We start from the raw sequence: 17,805 nt of genomic DNA, 5'->3' as shown, positions 1-17,805 counted from the left end.
GGTCAGCAAACGCGCCGGCGTTCCAGCGCGGAGAACAGCAGCATCCCGCCAAGCATGGCAAGGACAAACAAGAGCACCTGCCAGTGTCCACTGAGCAACACGGCTATCGCCGGGCCCGGACAAATACCGGCAATGCCCCAGCCGATACCGAATAGCAGACTGCCGCCAATCAGGCGCCTGTCGACTTCGCGTTTGCTGGGCAATTGCATCGGGGCATTGAGCAATGAGCGCCGGCGCGCCTTGGCCAAACTGAAAGGCACCAGCGCGGTACCGATCGCACCAGCCATGACCAACGCCAGCGATGGATCCCAGGCACCGAACAGATCGAGGAACCCGATGACCTTGGCAGGGTTGGCCATACCCGAAAGCAACAACCCCAGCCCGAACAACAGGCCGGCGGCAAACGAGCTCAGCTTGCGCATATTCAGGCCCCAAGGAGATGACGAAGGACAAAGACTGTGGCGAAACCGGCAGCCATGAATGTCAGCGTCGCCACGATCGAGCGAGGTGAAAGCCGGGAAATGCCGCACACTCCGTGGCCACTGGTGCAACCGGCGCCGTAGCGCGTGCCGATACCAACCAACAGTCCGGCCGCCAGCAGTCCAAGCCAACCCGACTGAAATTCCAGGGCTGGCAAAGCAGTAAACGAGACCCACAACAATGGCGCCAGCAATACGCCAAGAATGAACACCAACTTCTCCCCTCGCCCTTCGGCATCGCGCTCCAGCAAGCTGGCAAGCAGACCGCTAATCCCAGCGATACGGCCATTGAGGAGTGCGAACAGCCCAGCCGCGGCACCAATCAGCACGCCGCCCGCCAGCGAGGTCCAAGGAGTGAAGTTGCCCCAATCGATCGTCATAGCTAGTTCCGAAACAAGAGACAGTGGGACGTAATCTCGACCACCCCGCCGAATCCGGCTCTTCGACGGGGCTGTTCGCTCTAACGTCTAACGCCGAAGAATGCCGGCATCAGCTTTAAGGCATGTGAGATCCGCCAGCGCAGATGGCTATAGTTAATCTCATTACAATATATTTATCAATATATTGTCAGAGTTGGTGGATCGAAAGAAGTTGGCCGTATGCAGTGGCATCGCTAGCATGCAGCGATGGGTATGCCAGGCTGACAAATGCTGGTGACCGAGCTTGTCAGCAGACGCCCTTTCCGTGACGCCAGGTATCAGCATGAATGACCAGATAACCCCCGCCGAAGCCCTACAGCTACAGGAACAACAGCAGGCCATGTTGAAACGGCTCGCGAGGGTGGAGGGACAGGTGCGAGGCATCCAGGCAATGATCAAGCGTGGCGAGGATTGCGAAGCGATAGCACAGCAGTTCTCTGCTGCTCGCAGCGCGCTGGATAAAGCCTATCGGCTGATGCTGACTTGCCTGATCGAAGAGGCCATGCACGATCAGACTCAGGACACTGGCGAGACGCTGGCGCGTGTGCGCAGCATTTTTACCAAGTACACCTGACAGTGAAGTGCTCAAACGCTGGGCCTGTGTATGGCCCAATGTCTCGAGCGCCAGGAGGCGTCAGTAGGCGAACCCCTGACAATCCAGATTTCTGCAGAGGCTATGGACAATCGGCTGATTGATTGGCAGAAACGAAAAAAGCGACCCTAAGGTCGCTTCTTCGCGCTTCGATATCTTCTAAGAAGACCCGAAGCAAATTTGGAGCGGGAAACGAGACTCGAACTCGCGACCCCGACCTTGGCAAGGTCGTGCTCTACCAACTGAGCTATTCCCGCGTATCTACCACAAAAATGGCGTCCCCTAGGGGACTCGAACCCCTGTTACCGCCGTGAAAGGGCGGTGTCCTAGGCCACTAGACGAAGGGGACGCTGCCCGGAAGCTACTGCTTTTATCCGGCTTTCAACGTTTCGCTTTAGAGCTTCACGCTGCAAGTGGCGCGCATTCTATGGACGTCTAACAAGGTCGTCAAGCACCATCTGCAAATATTTTATGAACCTAACGTCTAGCCAGCGTTGAGCTATCAGCTTGCCACCCAACGCTCTACACTCGGAAAAAATCGCTCGGTCAGAGAGGTGCGTTTCGTGTCCCCAGTTCTGATTACTGGATTGGTCATCGCCGGCCTGTTCATCCTGATTGCAATCGGCGTCATCAATCAGATCGTTGAAAAGAACAGTCTGGAAAAGGCGCGCATACGCGCCGAGCTCAGCGACCGTATGCGCCGCTGTGCCAATCTTTCCGCGAGCATCCCAGGCCAGATGATGACGCCGGAGCTCAAGCTGTTGCTGACACGCCTGGAGCTGGGTCTGGCCGAACAACTTCTTCCCCTAGACAAGAAGAACGCCACGCTCGAACCTCGGGTAGCCGCTCTGCGTAGCGCTGTTGCCAAGGGTGAGGATATACCTGTGGAAAACGCGCCAGTCAGGATCACCACCGAAGCCCAAGCGAAGGAGATTCGCTTGCTGATGGAAGACCTGCATACCCAGATCGTTTGGGCTGCCAAGCAGAACCAGCTGGAAACGGCTGCCGCCAAGCGCTGGATTCAACAGATCCAGCGGATGATGGTGATCTTGCATGTGGAATACTTCAGCAATGTTGGCCAGCAGGCGCTTCAACAGGGCAGCGCGCACAAGGCACGCCTGGCATTCGAGCGCGGCATCCAGCACATCCGCAAGCAACCCAACCCGGCCGAGTATCAAGCCCAACTGAGCAAGCTCGAAGCAAGCTACAGCCACGCCAATAAGCTCGAGCAGACGCAACAACAGCCGAAGCTTGACGAACCAAGCGAGCTGGCCGAAGGTTTGAAGAGCCTTGAAAGCGAAGACGACTGGAAGAAAAACAACATCTACTAGGCACTGACCGGACAAAAAGAGACGGCGCCATCGCGCCATGCACTTGATCCTCTCACGTCTGGCGGTTGCCTCCCTGCCTTGGTGGAGAACTCGCTATGCCCATAACCGTATTCGGTGCCCCCCTATCGCCCTTCGTTCGCAAAGTGCGCCTTTGCTTACAGGAAAAAGGATTGGATTATGGGCTCGAATTCGTCATGCCGTTCACCCCACCGGAATGGTATCTGCAGCTCAACCCACTCGGCCGCATTCCTGCCATGAAGGATGGGGAGCTCTGTCTTGCTGACTCCAGCGTGATCTGTCAGTACCTCGATGAAGCCTACGAACAAACCGTGCGGCTGTGCGGCGACAACCCGGCCGGCCGGGCACATATACGCTGGCTGGAAAAATACGCCGATTACGAACTCGCACCGCTGACGACGTTCGGAGTTTTCCGCAACCGTGTGCTGAAGCCCAGTTCGGGCAAGCCCTGTAACGAGGAAACCGTGCAGGCCGCCTTGAACGAGAAGCTGCCACCGCACTTCGACTACCTCGAACGGCAGCTGGGGGAGAAAGTCTTTTTCACTGGCGAGCGACTCTCGATGGCGGACATTGCCGTTGCATGCCAGCTGATCAACATGGAACACGGCGGCGAAGTAGTAGACGCGGGTCGTTGGCCAGCGCTTGCCGCGCACTACTCACGAATGAAGGCGCGCGCGTCTGTTGAGAACGTGTTGCCCGGTGAGCAACGCATGGCAGCAAAGCTCATCGACATGGGGAAAACGCAAACACCCGCAAACTGAGGCTGATCTGCGCCGCCTGGTTGCCACTAAAGTGGCTACCACTGGGCGGCCCTTCAGCAAAGCCGCCCACTCCAGGGCAAAAATCAACAAGCCTTGCCTCGTGGCCATCTGATACATCCGTTGTGCAATAGCTATGGAGGCGCATCTCCAGGCAGGTCGTCTAGGCTGAGCTCATCAGATCGGGCCGCCTTCACAACGAATGCGACAAGGCTTGCCAATCCTCAGAGCAAGCGAACACCCACCCATTGCCGAGCGAACTGGTAAGCGCAGCGACCGTTGCGATTGCCACGCGCCGTAGCCCATCGCACAGCCTCCTTCTCGAGCTCATCATCCCAATGCCAGCTCAGCCCCGCCTGCGCAGCCAGCGAACCGATCCAATGTCGCACCACGTTCAGGTAATGCTCCTGGCTGAACGGGTAGAACGACAGCCAAAGTCCAAAGCGATCTGACAGCGCAATCTTGTCCTCGACCGCCTCGTTCGGATGCAGCTCCCCATCAACCATCTGCCAATTTTCGTTGTCGCTCTGACGCTCTGGCACGAGGTGTCGGCGATTCGAAGTGGCATACAGCAGAACGTTGTCGGGCGCGCGCTCCAGCGAGCCGTCCAGCACGCTTTTCAAGACCCGATAGTCACCCTCACCCGCCTCGAACGAAAGGTCATCGCAGAACACCACAAAATGCTGTGGCTCTCCGGCAAGCTGATCGACCAGCTTGGGCAGATCAGCCAGATGGTCGCGCTCGATTTCTATCAGGCGCAGGCCTTGTGGTGCATGTTCAGCCAGCAGCGCTCGGATCAATGAAGATTTGCCCGTACCACGGGCGCCCCACAGCAGGACATGGTTTGCCGGCAAGCCGCTCACGAACTGGCAGGTGTTGCGCGATAACAGCTCGCGCTGTCGATCGATTCCGATCAGGTCGTTCAGCTTCATGTCGAGCGACACGTTCAGCGCCTGCAGGTAGCCACCTGCCCCTTCACGGTGCCAGCGGGCGGCTAAACTTGTTGCCCAATCCATCGGTGCCCGCTGCGCAGGCAGCAAGGGCTCCAATCGCGTGATCAGCGCATCGGCGCGCTGCAAAAAAGCCTTCAGCTCGGCATCCATTCAACGACTCCAGAACGATCGCGTCAGCTACCTGCAAAGCGCTGTAGCAAGAATTACAGATTACAGGCGAGCTTCGATATGCGCTGCCAGCGCGTCCGGAGAGGTGCGCGAAGAAAAACGCTCGATCGAGCCGCCCTGATCAGTCACCAGAAATTTGGTGAAATTCCACTTGATCGCTCTGCTGCCCAGAAAACCGGGTGCACGCTTCTTCAATTCGCTAAACAAGGGGTGGGCATCGACTCCGTTGACCTTGACCTTGGCAAAGAGCGGAAAGCTGACACCAAAATTGCGCTCGCAGAATGCACCGATCTGCGCCTCGTCCCCCGGCTCCTGATGACCGAACTGATCACAGGGGAACCCGAGTACTACCAGCCCCTGATCGCGATAGCGCTGCCAGAGTGCTTCCAGTCCTTTGTACTGGGGCGTGAAACCGCATTTGCTAGCTGTATTGACCACCAGCAGCACTTTCGCATCGTACTCACCCAGAGAGACCTGCCGCCCATCAAGGGTCATGCAAGGAATATCCAGCATTGGATCATGCATGATCGGACCTCACTGCCACGTTTCGAACCATATTCAGGCCTCGCTCGGCTTGTGGTTCAAAGAGGCAGAATTGATGCAGTAGCGCAGCCCGGTCGGTGCCGGACCATCCGGGAATACATGACCCAGATGGGCATCACAGCGAGCACACTTGACCTCGATGCGGTGCATGCCATGGCTGAAGTCGTCGACGCTGGAAATTGCCGTATCGCTGACCGGCTGAAAGTAGCTCGGCCAGCCGCAGCCAGAGTCAAACTTGGCAGCCGAATCAAACAGCGGCGCATCGCAGCAGACGCAATGATAGATGCCAGGGGTTTTCATATCGTTGTACTGGCCGGTGAATGGGCGCTCGGTGGCACCCAGCCGACAGACCTGAAATTGTTCGTCGGAGAGCTCTGCACGCCAGGTTTCCAGCGGTTTCTCTAGCTTGTCCATCGGTACACCTCGTGATCTCAAAAAAGGCGGATCTGTACCTTTTCCGGTAGTCGGGCCGCACGTATGATGCGTTGCTCTTAGACGCCTAGTCTGGCAGCGGGGTTTCAGACTGCCAAGGCGCCCGGGTTCATGCCAAACGTCGCCAGCCATCGAAAGCTGCGCGCGTCTTCACTTCGGGACACTCAGGATCATGCAGGTCAGCAAATCGAACAAGCTCGCCAATGTCTGCTACGACATCCGTGGGCCAGTGCTCAAGCACGCCAAACGCCTGGAAGAGGAAGGCCATCGCATCCTCAAGCTGAATATCGGCAACCCTGCGCCGTTCGGTTTCGAAGCGCCGGAGGAAATCCTCCAGGACGTGATCCGCAACCTGCCCACCGCGCAGGGCTACAGCGACTCCAAAGGCCTGTTCAGCGCACGCAAGGCGATCATGCAGTACTACCAGCAGAAGCAGGTAGAAGGCATCACCATTGAAGACATCTACCTTGGCAACGGTGTGTCCGAGCTGATCGTGATGTCCATGCAGGCACTGCTCAATAATGGCGATGAAGTACTGATTCCGGCGCCTGACTACCCTCTGTGGACCGCCGCCGTGAGCCTGGCGGGCGGCAAACCAGTGCATTACCTCTGTGACGAACAGGCCAACTGGTGGCCGGATCTGGCCGACATCAAGGCCAAGATCACGCCGAACACCAAAGCACTGGTACTGATCAACCCGAACAATCCCACGGGCGCGGTTTACCCGCGCGAAGTGCTGGAAGGCATGGTCGAGCTGGCTCGTCAGCACAAGCTTGTGCTGTTCTCCGACGAGATCTACGACAAGATCCTCTATGACGATGCCGTGCACATCTGCACCGCATCCCTTGCCCCGGACGTACTGTGCCTCACCTTCAACGGCCTTTCGAAGTCCTACCGGGTCGCCGGCTTCCGTTCCGGCTGGGTCGCAATCTCTGGCCCCAAGCACAAAGCGCAGAGCTACATCGAGGGCATCGACATTCTGGCCAATATGCGCCTGTGCGCCAACGTGCCGTCCCAGCACGCCATTCAGACGGCTCTGGGCGGCTACCAGAGCATCAACGACCTGGTGCTGCCACCGGGCCGACTGCTGGAGCAACGCAACCGGACCTGGGAACTGCTCAACGACATTCCCGGCGTCAGCTGCGTCAAGCCAATGGGGGCGCTGTATGCGTTCCCGCGAATCGATCCGAAGATCTGCCCGATCCACAACGATGAGAAGTTCGTCCTCGATCTGTTGCTGTCAGAAAAGCTGCTGATCGTTCAGGGGACAGCGTTCAACTGGCCGTGGCCGGATCACTTCCGGGTGGTCACCCTGCCCCGCGTCGATGACCTCGAGCAAGCAATCGGCCGCATCGGCAACTTCCTCAAGACCTACAGCCAGTAGGATTCGATGGATCTCCAGATCGACGACTTCTACCGGGACGCCGCGGCCGGACTGCTGATTCTTTATCAGGCCTTTCCGCGGAAGGTCGCGCTGTACGTCGAAGACCTTATCGGTCATGAAGAACCCGATGAGTTCGGCCTGCCCAGCAAGCGCCACCAAGGCTGTCTCGGCGCTCTGATATGGCTCGCCGAGGAAGGCTATCTGCGCTTCGAGAGCACCATTCATTTCCAGGCACTGGACCAGGCGGCGCTCACCGAGAAGGCATTCATGCGACTGACACGCAGTGTTCCTAGCGCCGGCACATGGGATGAATCACTGCCGACGAGTGTTCGTCGGGTCCAGTCCACCCTGGCGCATCAACTGCGCGAGGCGTTGCGTGAAGGCGACAGCGAGCGGCTGGCACAGCTGACCCGGCAGCTGTTCGATAGCTCGCTGGTTGAGCACCGCTAAGCCCGGCAGCGTGTAGGGCGACATAGCTTGAAATAGTCGCTCGGTTGAATCGCATCGGCCCGCCCCTTATATAGCCTATCGTTCTTTACTGTTCCCCTTGGAGTCTGCCGCAACATGATGCGCATTTTCTTGTTCCTGGCCACCAACCTGGCTGTACTGGTGGTTGCCAGCGTCACCCTCAAGCTGCTCGGGGTCGACCGCTACACCGGTCAGAACTATGGCAGCCTGCTGGCTTTCTGCGCCGTGTTTGGTTTCGCTGGCGCGCTGATTTCGCTGTTCATCTCCAAATGGATGGCGAAAATGAGTACCCGTACCGAGATCATCAGCCAACCGCGTACGCGCCATGAGCAGTGGTTGCTGCAAACCGTCGAGCAGCTTGCCCGTGAAGCCGGAATCAAGATGCCTGAAGTGGGCATCTTCCCCGCCTACGAAGCCAACGCCTTTGCCACCGGCTGGAATAAGAACGATGCGCTGGTCGCGGTCAGCCAAGGCCTGCTCGAGCGTTTTTCCCCGGACGAAGTCAGGGCTGTACTGGCTCACGAGATCGGCCATGTCTCCAACGGCGACATGGTCACGCTGGCCCTGATCCAGGGCGTGGTGAACACCTTTGTCATGTTCTTCGCACGCATCTTCGGCAGCTTCGTTGACCGGGTGATCCTGAAGAACGAAGACGGTCATGGCATCGGCTATTTCGTTGCAACGATCTTCGCCGAGCTGGTCCTTGGCATTCTTGCCAGCATCGTCGTCATGTGGTTCTCGCGTAAACGTGAGTTCCGTGCTGACGAGGCTGGCGCACAGCTGGCCGGCACCAGCGCCATGATCGGCGCCCTGCAGCGTCTGCGCGCGGAACAGGGCGTCCCAGTCGACATGCCTGACAGCCTCAAGGCATTCAGCATCAACGGCGCCCTGCGCAACGGCTTCGCCGGCCTGCTGATGACCCACCCGTCGCTGGAAGACCGCATCGAAGCCCTGCGCCAGCGCGGCTGAGCGAGCGAGCCAGAACAAGGGCGGCAATAGCCGCCCTTTTTTTCATCCAGAATTTGCACGTAGTGGCTGTATGCCTGTCGAAGCAAGCGCCTTCTTTGAATAGGGATATGCCTATATGCGACGCTTCCTTTTACTTGCCTTCGCCCTGCTCACCTTGGCCGGCTGCCAGAGCGCCTACTACTCGGCCATGGAAAAAGTCGGATTGCATAAGCGAGACATTCTGGTTGACCGCGTCGAGGATGCGCGCGACTCCCAGCAGGATGCCAAGGAGCAATTCAAGGACGCCCTGGAGCGCTACCGCAGCGTAGTGCAGGTCGATGGCGGCGAACTTGAGGAGCGCTACGAAGCTCTGAACAGTGAATTCGAGGCCAGCGAGAACAGCGCTCGTGAAGTACGGGACCGGATCAATGCCGTCGAGGATGTCGCCGAGGCGCTCTTCAAGGAATGGAAACAGGAGCTCGACGAGTACAGCAACGCGAGCCTGAGGGCGACCAGTCAGCGAAACCTGGAGCGCACTCAGAAAGACTATCGTGTCCTGTTGCAACGGATGAAAGCAGCGGAAAAACGCATCGACCCTGTGCTTGATGTCTTGCGCGACCAGGTGTTGTTTCTCAAGCACAACCTCAATGCCCGCGCCATTGGCGCCCTCAAGGGCGAATACCGCACGCTCGAAGGGAATGTGGATCAGCTCCTGGCGGAGATGCAGCGGGCCATAGACGAAGCCGACGTGTTTATTCGTCAACTCCAGCGCAATCAGTGACCACGCTACCCAGCAGGGCCGCCGGCAAGCGCATCGCGTAAGCCTGCAACGGGCGCGCGGCTGAGCGCCCGCTGGGTTCCTGGCTAGACGACACGGCTTCGAGGGCTGCTAGCAGGTGTCATCGAGTCGATAGCAGCGCTCATCCAGGCGCGTGAGCCCACGCTGGAGGAACTTCCAGTTGCTTTCGTTCAATACATCTGCAAACTCGAGCAATTGGATTTTCCAACGCGTGTTCAAAAGATCTCCAACCTCAGCATCGCCTACCGCGAACGGCGGGCCGGACATCTGCTCCTGCTGATAATCCAACGTAATCAGCAACCCCTGGCAGCCTGGAGCGAGGATGCTGGCGAGATGGTTGACGTAACGCTGACGCATATCGGAAGGCAATGCGATAAGGGCAGCCCGGTCGTAAAGCGCTCGGCAGTCAGCCACATCATCTGGCGTCATGGCAAAAAAATCGCCGCAGCGGATTTCAACGTTACCCGCTCGGTAAACCTTGAACTCACCCTGAACGCTGACATCTGGAACTAGCCCGTGCTCGGCAAAGAAATCCTCGGCTGCGCGCTCGCTCAGCTCTACTCCCAAGACGGCTAACCCATGATCAGCGAGCCAGGCCATGTCCAGGCTTTTGCCACACAATGGCACCAGGACGCGCGCCCCCGGGGCCAAGCCCAGGCTGGGCCAATGGCGGCGTAAATAAGGGTTGACCTCGTTTAGATGAAAGCCGATTTCGTTACGTGCCCAGCGACGCTGCCAGAACGCTTCATCCATGTTGAGACCCTCTTGAACGATGTTGGTCTAGGAGCTTATCAGAGCCGCCTTTGCCCGAAACACCGCTTCAGCCAGAGCGCAGCGCCGCCTCCGGGTCCATACCGGCGTCGCGCATCTGAGCGAGCTTGTAACGCAGGGTACGTGCACTGATGCCTAGACGGTCAGCCGTCTCCTTACGGCGCCCGCGCTCGGCACGCAGGGTATCGAGGATGAGCTCGAATTCGCGACGCCGCAGGTCTTCGCCCAACGCCCCGGTGATTTCGGCCGGCACAGGCGCAACGGACGGAGTGAGTTCGGTTTCACTCGTGTGGGTTCGCGCCAGTGAAGCAAAACCGGCAGCAGCGGTCAGACAAAGATCGTCCGGCCGGATCATCCCGCCCTGCTGCAGGATCAACGCGCGCTGGATCGCGTTGTCCAGCTCGCGCACATTACCGGGCCAGGTATGCCCGAGCAGACACAGGCGCGCGTCGGATGTCAGTCTTGCCACCGGCTGGCGCATTTTCGCCGCATGATTGGCCAGTAACCGCTCGGCAAGCGGCACGATATCCGCAGGCCGGTGACGCAATGCAGGCCAGGCGAGCGGAAAGACCGAGAGGCGATAGAACAGGTCCTCACGGAAACGCCCGCTGCGAACCTCTTCAGCCAGATCACGATTGGTCGTGGCGACGATACGAATGTCGAGCGGTATCGGCTTGCGTCCACCAACTCTCTCGACCTCACGCTCCTGCAGCACTCGCAGCAACTTGGCTTGTAATGCCAGCGGCATCTCGGATATCTCGTCGAGCAACAGCGTGCCGTGATCGGCCAGCTCGAACTTGCCTGGCTGCATTGCGATCGCGCCGGTGAAGGCGCCTTTCTCATGACCGAAAAGCGTCGCTTCCAGCATATTGTCTGGAATCGCAGCGCAGTTGATCGCTACAAACGGCTTGCCCGCTCGCGTTGATTGCTGATGAATAAAACGAGCCAACACTTCCTTGCCGGTGCCTGACTCCCCTGAGACGAGCACTGTAGAGTCGCTCTGGGCCACCCGGGCCGCCAATGCCAGTAGTTGCTGACTCGCTGGTTCGACCGCCACAGGACCCTGCATATCGCTGATGCCAAGCTGGCCGCACGCATGGCGGCCAACCAGGTCGAGCAACACTTTCGGCTCGAACGGCTTGACCAGGTAGTCCACAGCGCCTTGGCGCATGGCCTCGACGGCGCGCTCGACCGCACCATAAGCTGTCATGAGCAGGATCGGAGTCTGCGGATACCGTTCGCGCACAAGCGCCTGCAAGGCGTGACCGTCCATCCCAGGCATGTTCACATCGCTGACAAGCAAGCTGAAGCTTTCCTGACTCAGCGCGCACAAAGCGGCCTCAGCGCAATCAACAGCGCAATAGGAATAGCCACCCAGTTCAAGGGTATCGCCTAGCGCTTCGCGCAAAGCGCGGTCGTCTTCAACGAGTAAAACCTTTACGCCCATGGTGCTTGCTCCGTAGAAGCCCGCGAAGACGCCGGGAGCAGCGGCAACTGCAAGGTGGCGCAAGTTCCTCTGCCCGGACGGGAGCGCAGCGCAAGCGCGCCTGAATGGGCCCGCGCGACCGAGTTAACGACGGCCAGTCCGAGGCCGGTTCCGGTCGCCCGTGTAGTGAAAAACGGCTCGCCGACCTGGGCCAGGGTCGCGGCATCAATTCCGGCGCCGTTGTCGCTGATGCTGAGGCGCAGCACGGCACCGCGTGAAAAGAGGTGAATCTTCAGCCTGGTATCGCCGGTCGCTGCCTGGAGCGCATTTTCGATAAGGTTGAGGAGTGCACCAACCAAGGTGTCGCGATTGCACAACAGAGCGCCGGCGTGGGCGTCGCATTGCCAGCGAACAGCAATGCCTTCCAACTGGGTCTCGGCCGCTACACGAATTCCTGCAAGCAATTCGGCGGGTGTCAGCCGGTCCTCAAGCGGCAGATCACCGCGGGCGAAAACCAGCATGTCACGAACCTGATGTTCCAGCTCGTTCAGCCGGTCCTTCAGACGACCTGCAAACCGCTGCTGGTGCTCGGCCGACAGACCGCCCTGCTCCAGATGGCTGGCATACAGCAGGGCTGATGATAACGGCGTACGGATTTGATGAGCCAACGAGGCGACCATCCGGCCAATCGCAGACAAACGTTCATGACGCGCCAGCTGCTCCTGTAGCCGTCGCGTCTCCGTCAGATCGGTCAACAGCACCAGCTGCCCAGGCTCAATGTTCAAGGAACGTGTAGCGATGGAAACACGACGCCCGTCCTTCAATGAAATTTCGTGGCCGTCATCGCTGCGCGGCGAGAAACTTCGTGCAATCACCTCACGCCAGAGCGCTCCTTCGAGCGGTGCGCCTAGCAGGTCAAGCGCTACGGGATTGGCTTCGCGGACCCTGCCCTGGCCATCGATGACGATCACACCGCCGGGCAACAGGTCGAGCAGGCTTTGCAGGCGATTCGCTAAGCGCTCCTTCTCATCGAGCTCCTGCAGGCGCTGCGCAGCGCTCTCTGCCAGCTGATCCTGCAACTCGGCTACTCGCGCCTGCAACATACCCTCGGACTCGCCCAACTGGCCGGATATGTCACGGACCAACGCAAGCGACTGTTCGAGCTCATCGCTTGCGTCAGCGGTAACCAGACATTGCCCTGGGAAGGGAGAGTAGATCGCTGAAGCCACGGGCACACGTATCCGTCAAAAGATGGTCGGTAACGTGTGGTTCAGCAAGGATCATGCCGCGACAGCAGATCAAGCAAGGGCCACGCCGCAAGCAAAGGCGGCGTGGCCAACGAGTCACTCGTCGAGCTCGTCTTCTCGACGGTTCATTCCGTATTTACGCATTTTTTCCACAAGCGTGGTGCGCCGTACCCGCAAGCGCTCCGCAGCGCGAGCCACAACGCCGCCTGCGTCTTCGAGCGCCTGCTGAATAAGCCCTTGCTCGAGATTGCCCAGGTAATCTTTCAGATCGAGACCTTCCACGGGAAGCATGGCGTGCGCATCCGCCGCAATGATTGGGGCATTTATCGCAGCACGTTCTTCCATTTCGTTGTGCAGGCTGGTCGCGTACTGCTCATCGTCGTCATCGACATGGCGGAATTTCTTCGGCAGCTCCATCACACCGATCACGCCGTACGGGTGCATGATGGCCATGCGCTCGACGAGATTGGCCAGCTCCCTTACGTTACCCGGCCAATCGTGCCGACACAGGGACATGATCGCGGCCGAGTTGAAGCGGATTGAGCCACGTTTCTCATGCTCCATGCGCGAGATAAGCTCGTTCATCAGCAGCGGAATATCTTCGATACGCTCGCGCAGCGGGGCCATTTCGATCGGGAACACGTTTAACCGGTAATAGAGATCCTCGCGGAAGCTGCCATCCACGATCATCTTTTCCAGGTCTTTATGCGTCGCTGCGATGATGCGTACGTCGGCGTTCTGCGTTCGATTGCTACCCACTCTCTCGAAGGTGCGCTCCTGCAGAACGCGTAGCAACTTGACCTGCATAGGCAGTGGCATGTCGCCGATCTCGTCGAGGAACAGCGTCCCGCCTTCGGCCAGCTCAAAACGCCCGGCACGCGAGGTGATCGCGCCGGTAAACGCGCCCTTTTCATGACCGAACAGTTCGCTTTCCAGCAGCTCCGCTGGAATCGCCCCGCAATTGACCGGAACGAACGGTCCATTACGGCGCTTGGAATGGTAGTGCAGGTTGCGTGCAACAACTTCTTTGCCGGTTCCCGACTCACCAAGAATCAACACGCTCGCTTCGGTGTCGGCAACCTGTTGCATCATCTGACGCACATGCTGGACTGCACGACTGGTGCCCACCAGGCTGCGAAACAGGTTGGGCTCGCGCTGCCGGCCACGTGCCTTCGCCTTATCGTTCATGTCCCGATAGATCTGGGCGCGGTGAAGCGAGTCGAGCAGCTTGTTGTAGCTCGGAGGCATTTCCAGGCTGGTCAGCACGCGCTGACGCAGTTCATCTGGCCATTCAGCCGGCGTCGGCTCGCCAATCAATAGCAACGGCAGGTTCTCGTCCCACTTGCTGATTTGCTTGAGCAACTCTACGGCGCCGCCCTTGGATGCAACGTCACCAAGCATTACGCCGAGTATACTGCGGCTTGATTCCAGTGAATCGACCGCAGCCTGCCATTCGCTGCTGGCGCATGACAAATGATCTTCGCTGAGAAAGTTCAGAATGACCGTCAGATCCCGGCGACGATCCTGATCGTCGTCTATCAACAAAATTTTGGTTTCACGCCACATCTTGTTTATAGCTCTAGAGGCTGAAAGAAAGCCCGCGCTCGTCCTCGGCAGAACGGCAACGTCATCGGCAGATAGCCGGTAGTTAATTAAAAAAATCGGCCTGAGTCAAATTTATGACGTGATTCAACGACAAAATAGCAAGGAATGCATTTTGGTATTGACTTAGAGCAACTCGTAAGCAACGAGTCGGGAGATATCTAGCGGGACTTGGCTCGTCTGCGCAAGCCTGGGAGATCGGGGCAAAATCGTCAGATTTCGGGCGGAAAGGCTCGCTGTAGGCGAAAAACTATGCTGCTGAGGTAAGGACTCGTTATAGCTTCTGACGGTTCGACGTCTCGTAGACACCGCCTGAGCATGTCCACTACAAGCGCGACCAATTGTCGCGCTTGTTTATAGGAACTCTCAACCAAATAACTTGTAGACGTTAGCGCCTTGCTGAGATTGGTTGAGCTGAATCAGCTCCCCTGCCACACGCTGCTTCTCGCTCTGGCAGGAGGTAAGCAGCTCACGGTAAAGACTTACCAGTTCCTGTAAGCGCTGGCGGATGGCTGACTCGTCCTCACGGGGCTCCACCATTGCAGCCTCGACGACCTGCCGGCATTGCAGATCCAGCACGCTGATCGCTGTCCAATCCTGCTGCGCCATGGCGTCACGCAAGGCGTTGCCGGTTTCCTCAAGACGTTTGGCTGCTGCACTCATGGATCTGCTCCGAATGAACTGGTGGCAAGGGTCGAACCGGCACCGTTCGAGCCATGGCTCGCGGCACCTGACAGGTTATCGACCGCTTTCGCCTCGCCTTTAGTCGCACATGCGGGAAATTGGAGTGAGTCAGTGCAGACTGCGCAGCCCCGTCGGAACGCTGGGTGGCGCAACCGGCTCCCAGGGACCGCCAGGCCGACCGGCGCAATACCAGTCGCCGTCCCACCGGTAATACAGGCGTTCGCGATAGAACAAGTCCTGCCCTTCCACAACATAGACGCCCAGACGTTTGTCCCAGTGCGCCGCCGCATGAGGCGGTGGAGCATAGCGTGGATGGCTCTTCTGGGTCGCAGGAGGACGCGGTGCCGGCGGAGTACGCACTGGAGGAGGCGTCGCAACCGGTTCGCGGGGCGGTGTCGATACGGGCGGCTCCGGGCCGCGAGTCGGCTCTGACACTTGATAAGGATTACCCGCACAAGCTCCCAGCAGCAGCGCCAGTGTCACCACGGCGCTGCCTCTGGTCAGCCGTTGAACGCTTGTTGATACCCGCTCTTCCAACGTCATCAGTCGTCTCTTGAGCCCCTGCGATCAGGGTGCAACCGGTTGATCGATGGTCAACTTGATCGCCTCCGGATTCCCTGGAGACAACGGCTCGCTACTGCCTTGCCACTCGCCGCGAGTAGCGTTGCCATCTTTGGATACGCGGGCGAACAATCTGACCTGCTCGAAGTTGGACAATCGAAGCTGTGGAGTCATTGCATCAGCATCACTCAAATTCACCTTGGCAGGCAGATCGGCAACAGTCAGGCGCTTCACAGCCAACGGCATGGGCGGTCCGGACAGCGCGCGTGCGAAGATGAATACGGCGTCGGTAGGGCTAACCTTGTCGGCCATCTCGACAGCCAGTTGTACTTCAACCGTTAGTTCTGCTCCGTTTCTGGTAATCATCTCGCCAGCTGGCTTTGTCACTTCCGCCGAAGCCGGTTCGCCGAGCTGTTCACGCGCACGAGCGATGCCGCCCTGAATGGCTTCACGCGATGGATCCTCAGCAGGCAGCGTTGAAACCAACCGCTCCCAGAAGCCGATCGCATCAGCAAACCGCTCCTCCTCATAAGCCGCGATGCCCAACAGGCCGAGGCTAGTAACTTCATGGGGATCCCCACGTAACGCCTCATCGGTCAGCTGTTGCAATTGCTCCGACCATTGGCGGTCGCCTGCAAAATAGAGCGCTTGCGCCCATTGCCCCAGCAGTTCCGGTTGGCGCCCTGCCAGCTTGACGACCTGCTCGTAAGCGGCGGCAGCATCCACGGGGCGCTCCCGATTCATATAGGTCTTCGCGAGGAAGTACCACGCCTCGGCAGACTCGGGTTGAGCCTTTACTGCGCGCTCCAGCCGTTCGACCATCTCTTCCATCGTGGCGGGCTGCTCGGTGAACTCCCGCGCCAGCTGCAGCTTGTCACTGGCCCCCCAGTGCAGGTAGAGACCAGCGCCCAGAAACGGAACAAGGATCGCCGCGATCAGCGGTACAGCACGCCCCAAATGGTTGCTACGGCGCGTGGTACCTCCCTCGGTGTCGTCCAGCAACTCCCGCGCCGCATCGGCGCGTCCGGCCTCGAACTGCTCCGGGTCAAGGGTTCCAGCCGCCTGTTGCGCAGCCAGCTCGCCGAGCCGCTCCTGGTAAAGCGCCACATTCAGCGCCGTCCGATCCTCTTCCGCCTGTACACCACGCCCCCGCAACAGCGGCAGCAATAGGAACGCCAGGGCGGCCAGCAATAAGAGGCCCGCACCTATCCAAAAATCGATCATGGTTCTTTTCTATCCAACAACGTGGCAAGGCGCGCGCGCTCGGCCTCGGAAAATGTATTCGATGCCGGTCCAGTGGCTGAACGGCGACGGCGCACCAGGATGAACGCCAACACGCCGAATCCAATCACCAGCAAGGCGGCTGGCCCATACCAGAGCACCAGGGTTTTGGTGTTGACCGGGGGCTTATAGAGCACGAAGTCGCCGTAGCGGGCGACCAGATAATCGATAATCTGCTCATTGCTCTGCCCCTCTTCCAGCATGCGGTAGATTTCCCGCCGCAGGTCCATGGCGATTGGCGCATTGGAGTCCGCAATGTTCTGGTTCTGGCACTTTGGGCAGCGCAACTCTTCGACCAAGGTGCGATAACGCGCGCGCTCGGCCTCGTCCTTGAACTCGTAGGCATCAATCGCTGCAGACGCGGTGCCCAGCAGACACAGCGTCAGCACAAGTCCGTGAATCAGCTGTCTCATTCGTCCACCAATTGCTGATAAAGCGCCGCAAGCTGTTCACGCCACACGCGCTCATCTATGACGCCGACATACTTGTGGCGGATGATGCCCTGCTTGTCGACAAGGAAGGTTTCGGGCGCACCATATACTCCGAGGTCCAGCCCCAGCGTGCCCTGCTCGTCGCGAATATTGAGCTGGTAGGGGTCGTGGAAGTCGCGCAGCCATTTCTGAGCTGCGGCATTGTCATCCTTGTAATTGACGCCATGGATGACCACGCCTTGTTCTGCAAGCTTGTTCAGTACGGGATGCTCAACTTTGCAGGCGACGCACCAGGTCGCCCAGACGTTAACCAACGCTGGTTTTCCCTTGATGTCCTCGGCTGTTACTGCTCGCTGCGGGTCCTCGACCGAAGGCAGAGAGAACGAAGGCAGCGGCTTGCCGATCAACGCAGAGGGTAATTCGGTGGGGTCCAGAAACAGACCTCGATAAAGAAACACGGCGACCAGTAGGAAGATTGCCAGCGGCAGCAACATCAATAATCTTTTCATA

At 58.9% G+C, this 17,805-nt stretch carries 21 protein-coding genes and 2 tRNA genes; 7 read left to right on the top strand and 16 right to left on the bottom strand.

Annotated elements, in window-relative coordinates:
- Window positions 1-2: 2 nt before the first annotated feature.
- Together CXK96_RS08830 and CXK96_RS08825 are read right to left on the bottom strand one after the other, a co-directional pair.
- Window positions 3-422 carry a YeeE/YedE family protein gene (locus tag CXK96_RS08830; RefSeq protein ID WP_102836104.1) on the bottom strand — a complete coding sequence of 140 codons (420 nt, stop codon included), beginning with the start codon at window positions 420-422 and terminating at the stop codon, window positions 3-5.
- A 2-nt stretch (window positions 423-424) separates the two neighbouring features.
- Window positions 425-859 carry a YeeE/YedE family protein gene (locus tag CXK96_RS08825; protein ID WP_102836103.1) on the bottom strand — a complete coding sequence of 145 codons (435 nt, stop codon included), beginning with the start codon at window positions 857-859 and terminating at the stop codon, window positions 425-427.
- A 322-nt stretch (window positions 860-1,181) separates the two neighbouring features.
- Between CXK96_RS08825 and CXK96_RS08820 the strand changes: the two genes are divergently transcribed.
- Window positions 1,182-1,472: a metal-sensing transcriptional repressor gene (locus CXK96_RS08820; RefSeq protein WP_102836102.1), complete on the top strand. Its 291-nt coding sequence runs from the start codon at window positions 1,182-1,184 to the stop codon at window positions 1,470-1,472.
- A gap of 199 nt (window positions 1,473-1,671) precedes the next feature.
- On the opposite strand, the gene CXK96_RS08815 is transcribed toward CXK96_RS08820, so the two are convergent.
- Both CXK96_RS08815 and CXK96_RS08810 read right to left on the bottom strand, forming a co-directional pair.
- Window positions 1,672-1,747, bottom strand: a tRNA-Gly gene (locus CXK96_RS08815).
- Window positions 1,748-1,763: 16 nt separating this feature from the next.
- Window positions 1,764-1,839, bottom strand: a tRNA-Glu gene (locus CXK96_RS08810).
- A gap of 214 nt (window positions 1,840-2,053) precedes the next feature.
- Between CXK96_RS08810 and CXK96_RS08805 the strand changes: the two genes are divergently transcribed.
- Entirely contained in the window at window positions 2,054-2,821 is a 768-nt protein-coding gene (locus CXK96_RS08805) for a hypothetical protein (RefSeq protein WP_102836406.1), read from the top strand.
- A 95-nt stretch (window positions 2,822-2,916) separates the two neighbouring features.
- On the top strand, window positions 2,917-3,600 hold the full coding sequence (locus tag CXK96_RS08800) for a glutathione S-transferase family protein (protein WP_102836101.1): 684 nt from the start codon (window positions 2,917-2,919) through the stop codon (window positions 3,598-3,600).
- Between the two features lie 221 nt (window positions 3,601-3,821).
- Here CXK96_RS08800 and CXK96_RS08795 read toward each other — a convergent pair whose 3' ends face one another.
- The 3 genes from CXK96_RS08795 to msrB are packed head-to-tail and all read right to left on the bottom strand — an operon-like array spanning window position 3,822 to window position 5,675.
- Window positions 3,822-4,700: an ATP-binding protein gene (locus CXK96_RS08795; protein WP_102836100.1), complete on the bottom strand. Its 879-nt coding sequence runs from the start codon at window positions 4,698-4,700 to the stop codon at window positions 3,822-3,824.
- 60 nt (window positions 4,701-4,760) lie between these two features.
- Window positions 4,761-5,243 (bottom strand): glutathione peroxidase, encoded by a 483-nt coding sequence (locus CXK96_RS08790; protein WP_102836099.1) that lies wholly within the window; start codon window positions 5,241-5,243, stop codon window positions 4,761-4,763.
- Window positions 5,244-5,276: 33 nt separating this feature from the next.
- The gene (gene msrB, locus CXK96_RS08785) at window positions 5,277-5,675 is read right to left on the bottom strand and encodes a peptide-methionine (R)-S-oxide reductase MsrB (protein WP_102836098.1); all 399 of its coding nucleotides are present in this window, start codon (window positions 5,673-5,675) and stop codon (window positions 5,277-5,279) included.
- Between the two features lie 190 nt (window positions 5,676-5,865).
- On the opposite strand from msrB, the gene CXK96_RS08780 reads away from it, so the two are divergent.
- The 4 genes from CXK96_RS08780 to CXK96_RS08765 all read left to right on the top strand — a co-directional run bounded on the left by CXK96_RS08780 (window position 5,866) and on the right by CXK96_RS08765 (window position 9,274).
- Window positions 5,866-7,077: a pyridoxal phosphate-dependent aminotransferase gene (locus tag CXK96_RS08780; protein ID WP_102836097.1), complete on the top strand. Its 1,212-nt coding sequence runs from the start codon at window positions 5,866-5,868 to the stop codon at window positions 7,075-7,077.
- Window positions 7,078-7,083: 6 nt separating this feature from the next.
- A complete protein-coding gene (locus CXK96_RS08775) occupies window positions 7,084-7,527 on the top strand; it encodes a hypothetical protein (RefSeq protein ID WP_102836096.1) in 444 nt (147 codons plus the stop codon).
- 114 nt (window positions 7,528-7,641) lie between these two features.
- On the top strand, window positions 7,642-8,514 hold the full coding sequence (gene htpX / locus CXK96_RS08770; RefSeq protein WP_102836095.1) for a protease HtpX: 873 nt from the start codon (window positions 7,642-7,644) through the stop codon (window positions 8,512-8,514).
- 115 nt (window positions 8,515-8,629) lie between these two features.
- Complete coding sequence (locus CXK96_RS08765) at window positions 8,630-9,274, top strand: DUF2959 domain-containing protein (protein WP_102836094.1); 645 nt, start codon at window positions 8,630-8,632, stop codon at window positions 9,272-9,274.
- A gap of 108 nt (window positions 9,275-9,382) precedes the next feature.
- On the opposite strand, the gene CXK96_RS08760 is transcribed toward CXK96_RS08765, so the two are convergent.
- The 9 genes from CXK96_RS08760 to CXK96_RS08720 form a co-directional block, all read right to left on the bottom strand.
- The gene (locus tag CXK96_RS08760; RefSeq protein WP_102836093.1) at window positions 9,383-10,045 is read right to left on the bottom strand and encodes a thiopurine S-methyltransferase; all 663 of its coding nucleotides are present in this window, start codon (window positions 10,043-10,045) and stop codon (window positions 9,383-9,385) included.
- 67 nt (window positions 10,046-10,112) lie between these two features.
- Entirely contained in the window at window positions 10,113-11,510 is a 1,398-nt protein-coding gene (locus CXK96_RS08755; protein ID WP_102836092.1) for a sigma-54-dependent transcriptional regulator, read from the bottom strand.
- Complete coding sequence (locus tag CXK96_RS08750) at window positions 11,501-12,718, bottom strand: sensor histidine kinase (RefSeq protein WP_423835184.1); 1,218 nt, start codon at window positions 12,716-12,718, stop codon at window positions 11,501-11,503. Before CXK96_RS08750 ends, CXK96_RS08755 begins: the two co-directional genes overlap by 10 nt.
- Before the next feature lie 114 nt (window positions 12,719-12,832).
- Window positions 12,833-14,302 carry a sigma-54 dependent transcriptional regulator gene (locus CXK96_RS08745; RefSeq protein ID WP_102836091.1) on the bottom strand — a complete coding sequence of 490 codons (1,470 nt, stop codon included), beginning with the start codon at window positions 14,300-14,302 and terminating at the stop codon, window positions 12,833-12,835.
- Between the two features lie 402 nt (window positions 14,303-14,704).
- Complete coding sequence (fliT, locus tag CXK96_RS08740) at window positions 14,705-15,001, bottom strand: flagellar protein FliT (protein WP_102836090.1); 297 nt, start codon at window positions 14,999-15,001, stop codon at window positions 14,705-14,707.
- Window positions 15,002-15,130: 129 nt separating this feature from the next.
- Complete coding sequence (locus tag CXK96_RS08735; RefSeq protein ID WP_102836089.1) at window positions 15,131-15,565, bottom strand: hypothetical protein; 435 nt, start codon at window positions 15,563-15,565, stop codon at window positions 15,131-15,133.
- A gap of 24 nt (window positions 15,566-15,589) precedes the next feature.
- Window positions 15,590-16,807 (bottom strand): c-type cytochrome biogenesis protein CcmI, encoded by a 1,218-nt coding sequence (ccmI, locus tag CXK96_RS08730; RefSeq protein WP_102836088.1) that lies wholly within the window; start codon window positions 16,805-16,807, stop codon window positions 15,590-15,592.
- Entirely contained in the window at window positions 16,804-17,277 is a 474-nt protein-coding gene (locus CXK96_RS08725) for a cytochrome c-type biogenesis protein (RefSeq protein WP_102836087.1), read from the bottom strand. The genes ccmI and CXK96_RS08725 overlap by 4 nt, the downstream gene beginning before the upstream one ends.
- Window positions 17,274-17,804, bottom strand: coding sequence for a DsbE family thiol:disulfide interchange protein (locus CXK96_RS08720; RefSeq protein WP_102836086.1), 531 nt, complete (start codon window positions 17,802-17,804; stop codon window positions 17,274-17,276). The genes CXK96_RS08725 and CXK96_RS08720 overlap by 4 nt, the downstream gene beginning before the upstream one ends.
- Window position 17,805 lies beyond the last annotated feature (1 nt).

The organism is Stutzerimonas stutzeri (genome assembly GCF_002890895.1).
In the GTDB taxonomy this organism is placed as follows: domain Bacteria; phylum Pseudomonadota; class Gammaproteobacteria; order Pseudomonadales; family Pseudomonadaceae; genus Stutzerimonas; species Stutzerimonas stutzeri_AB.
Note: the sequence above shows the minus strand (reverse complement) of the source record. Positions and strands in the feature narration are given on the sequence as shown.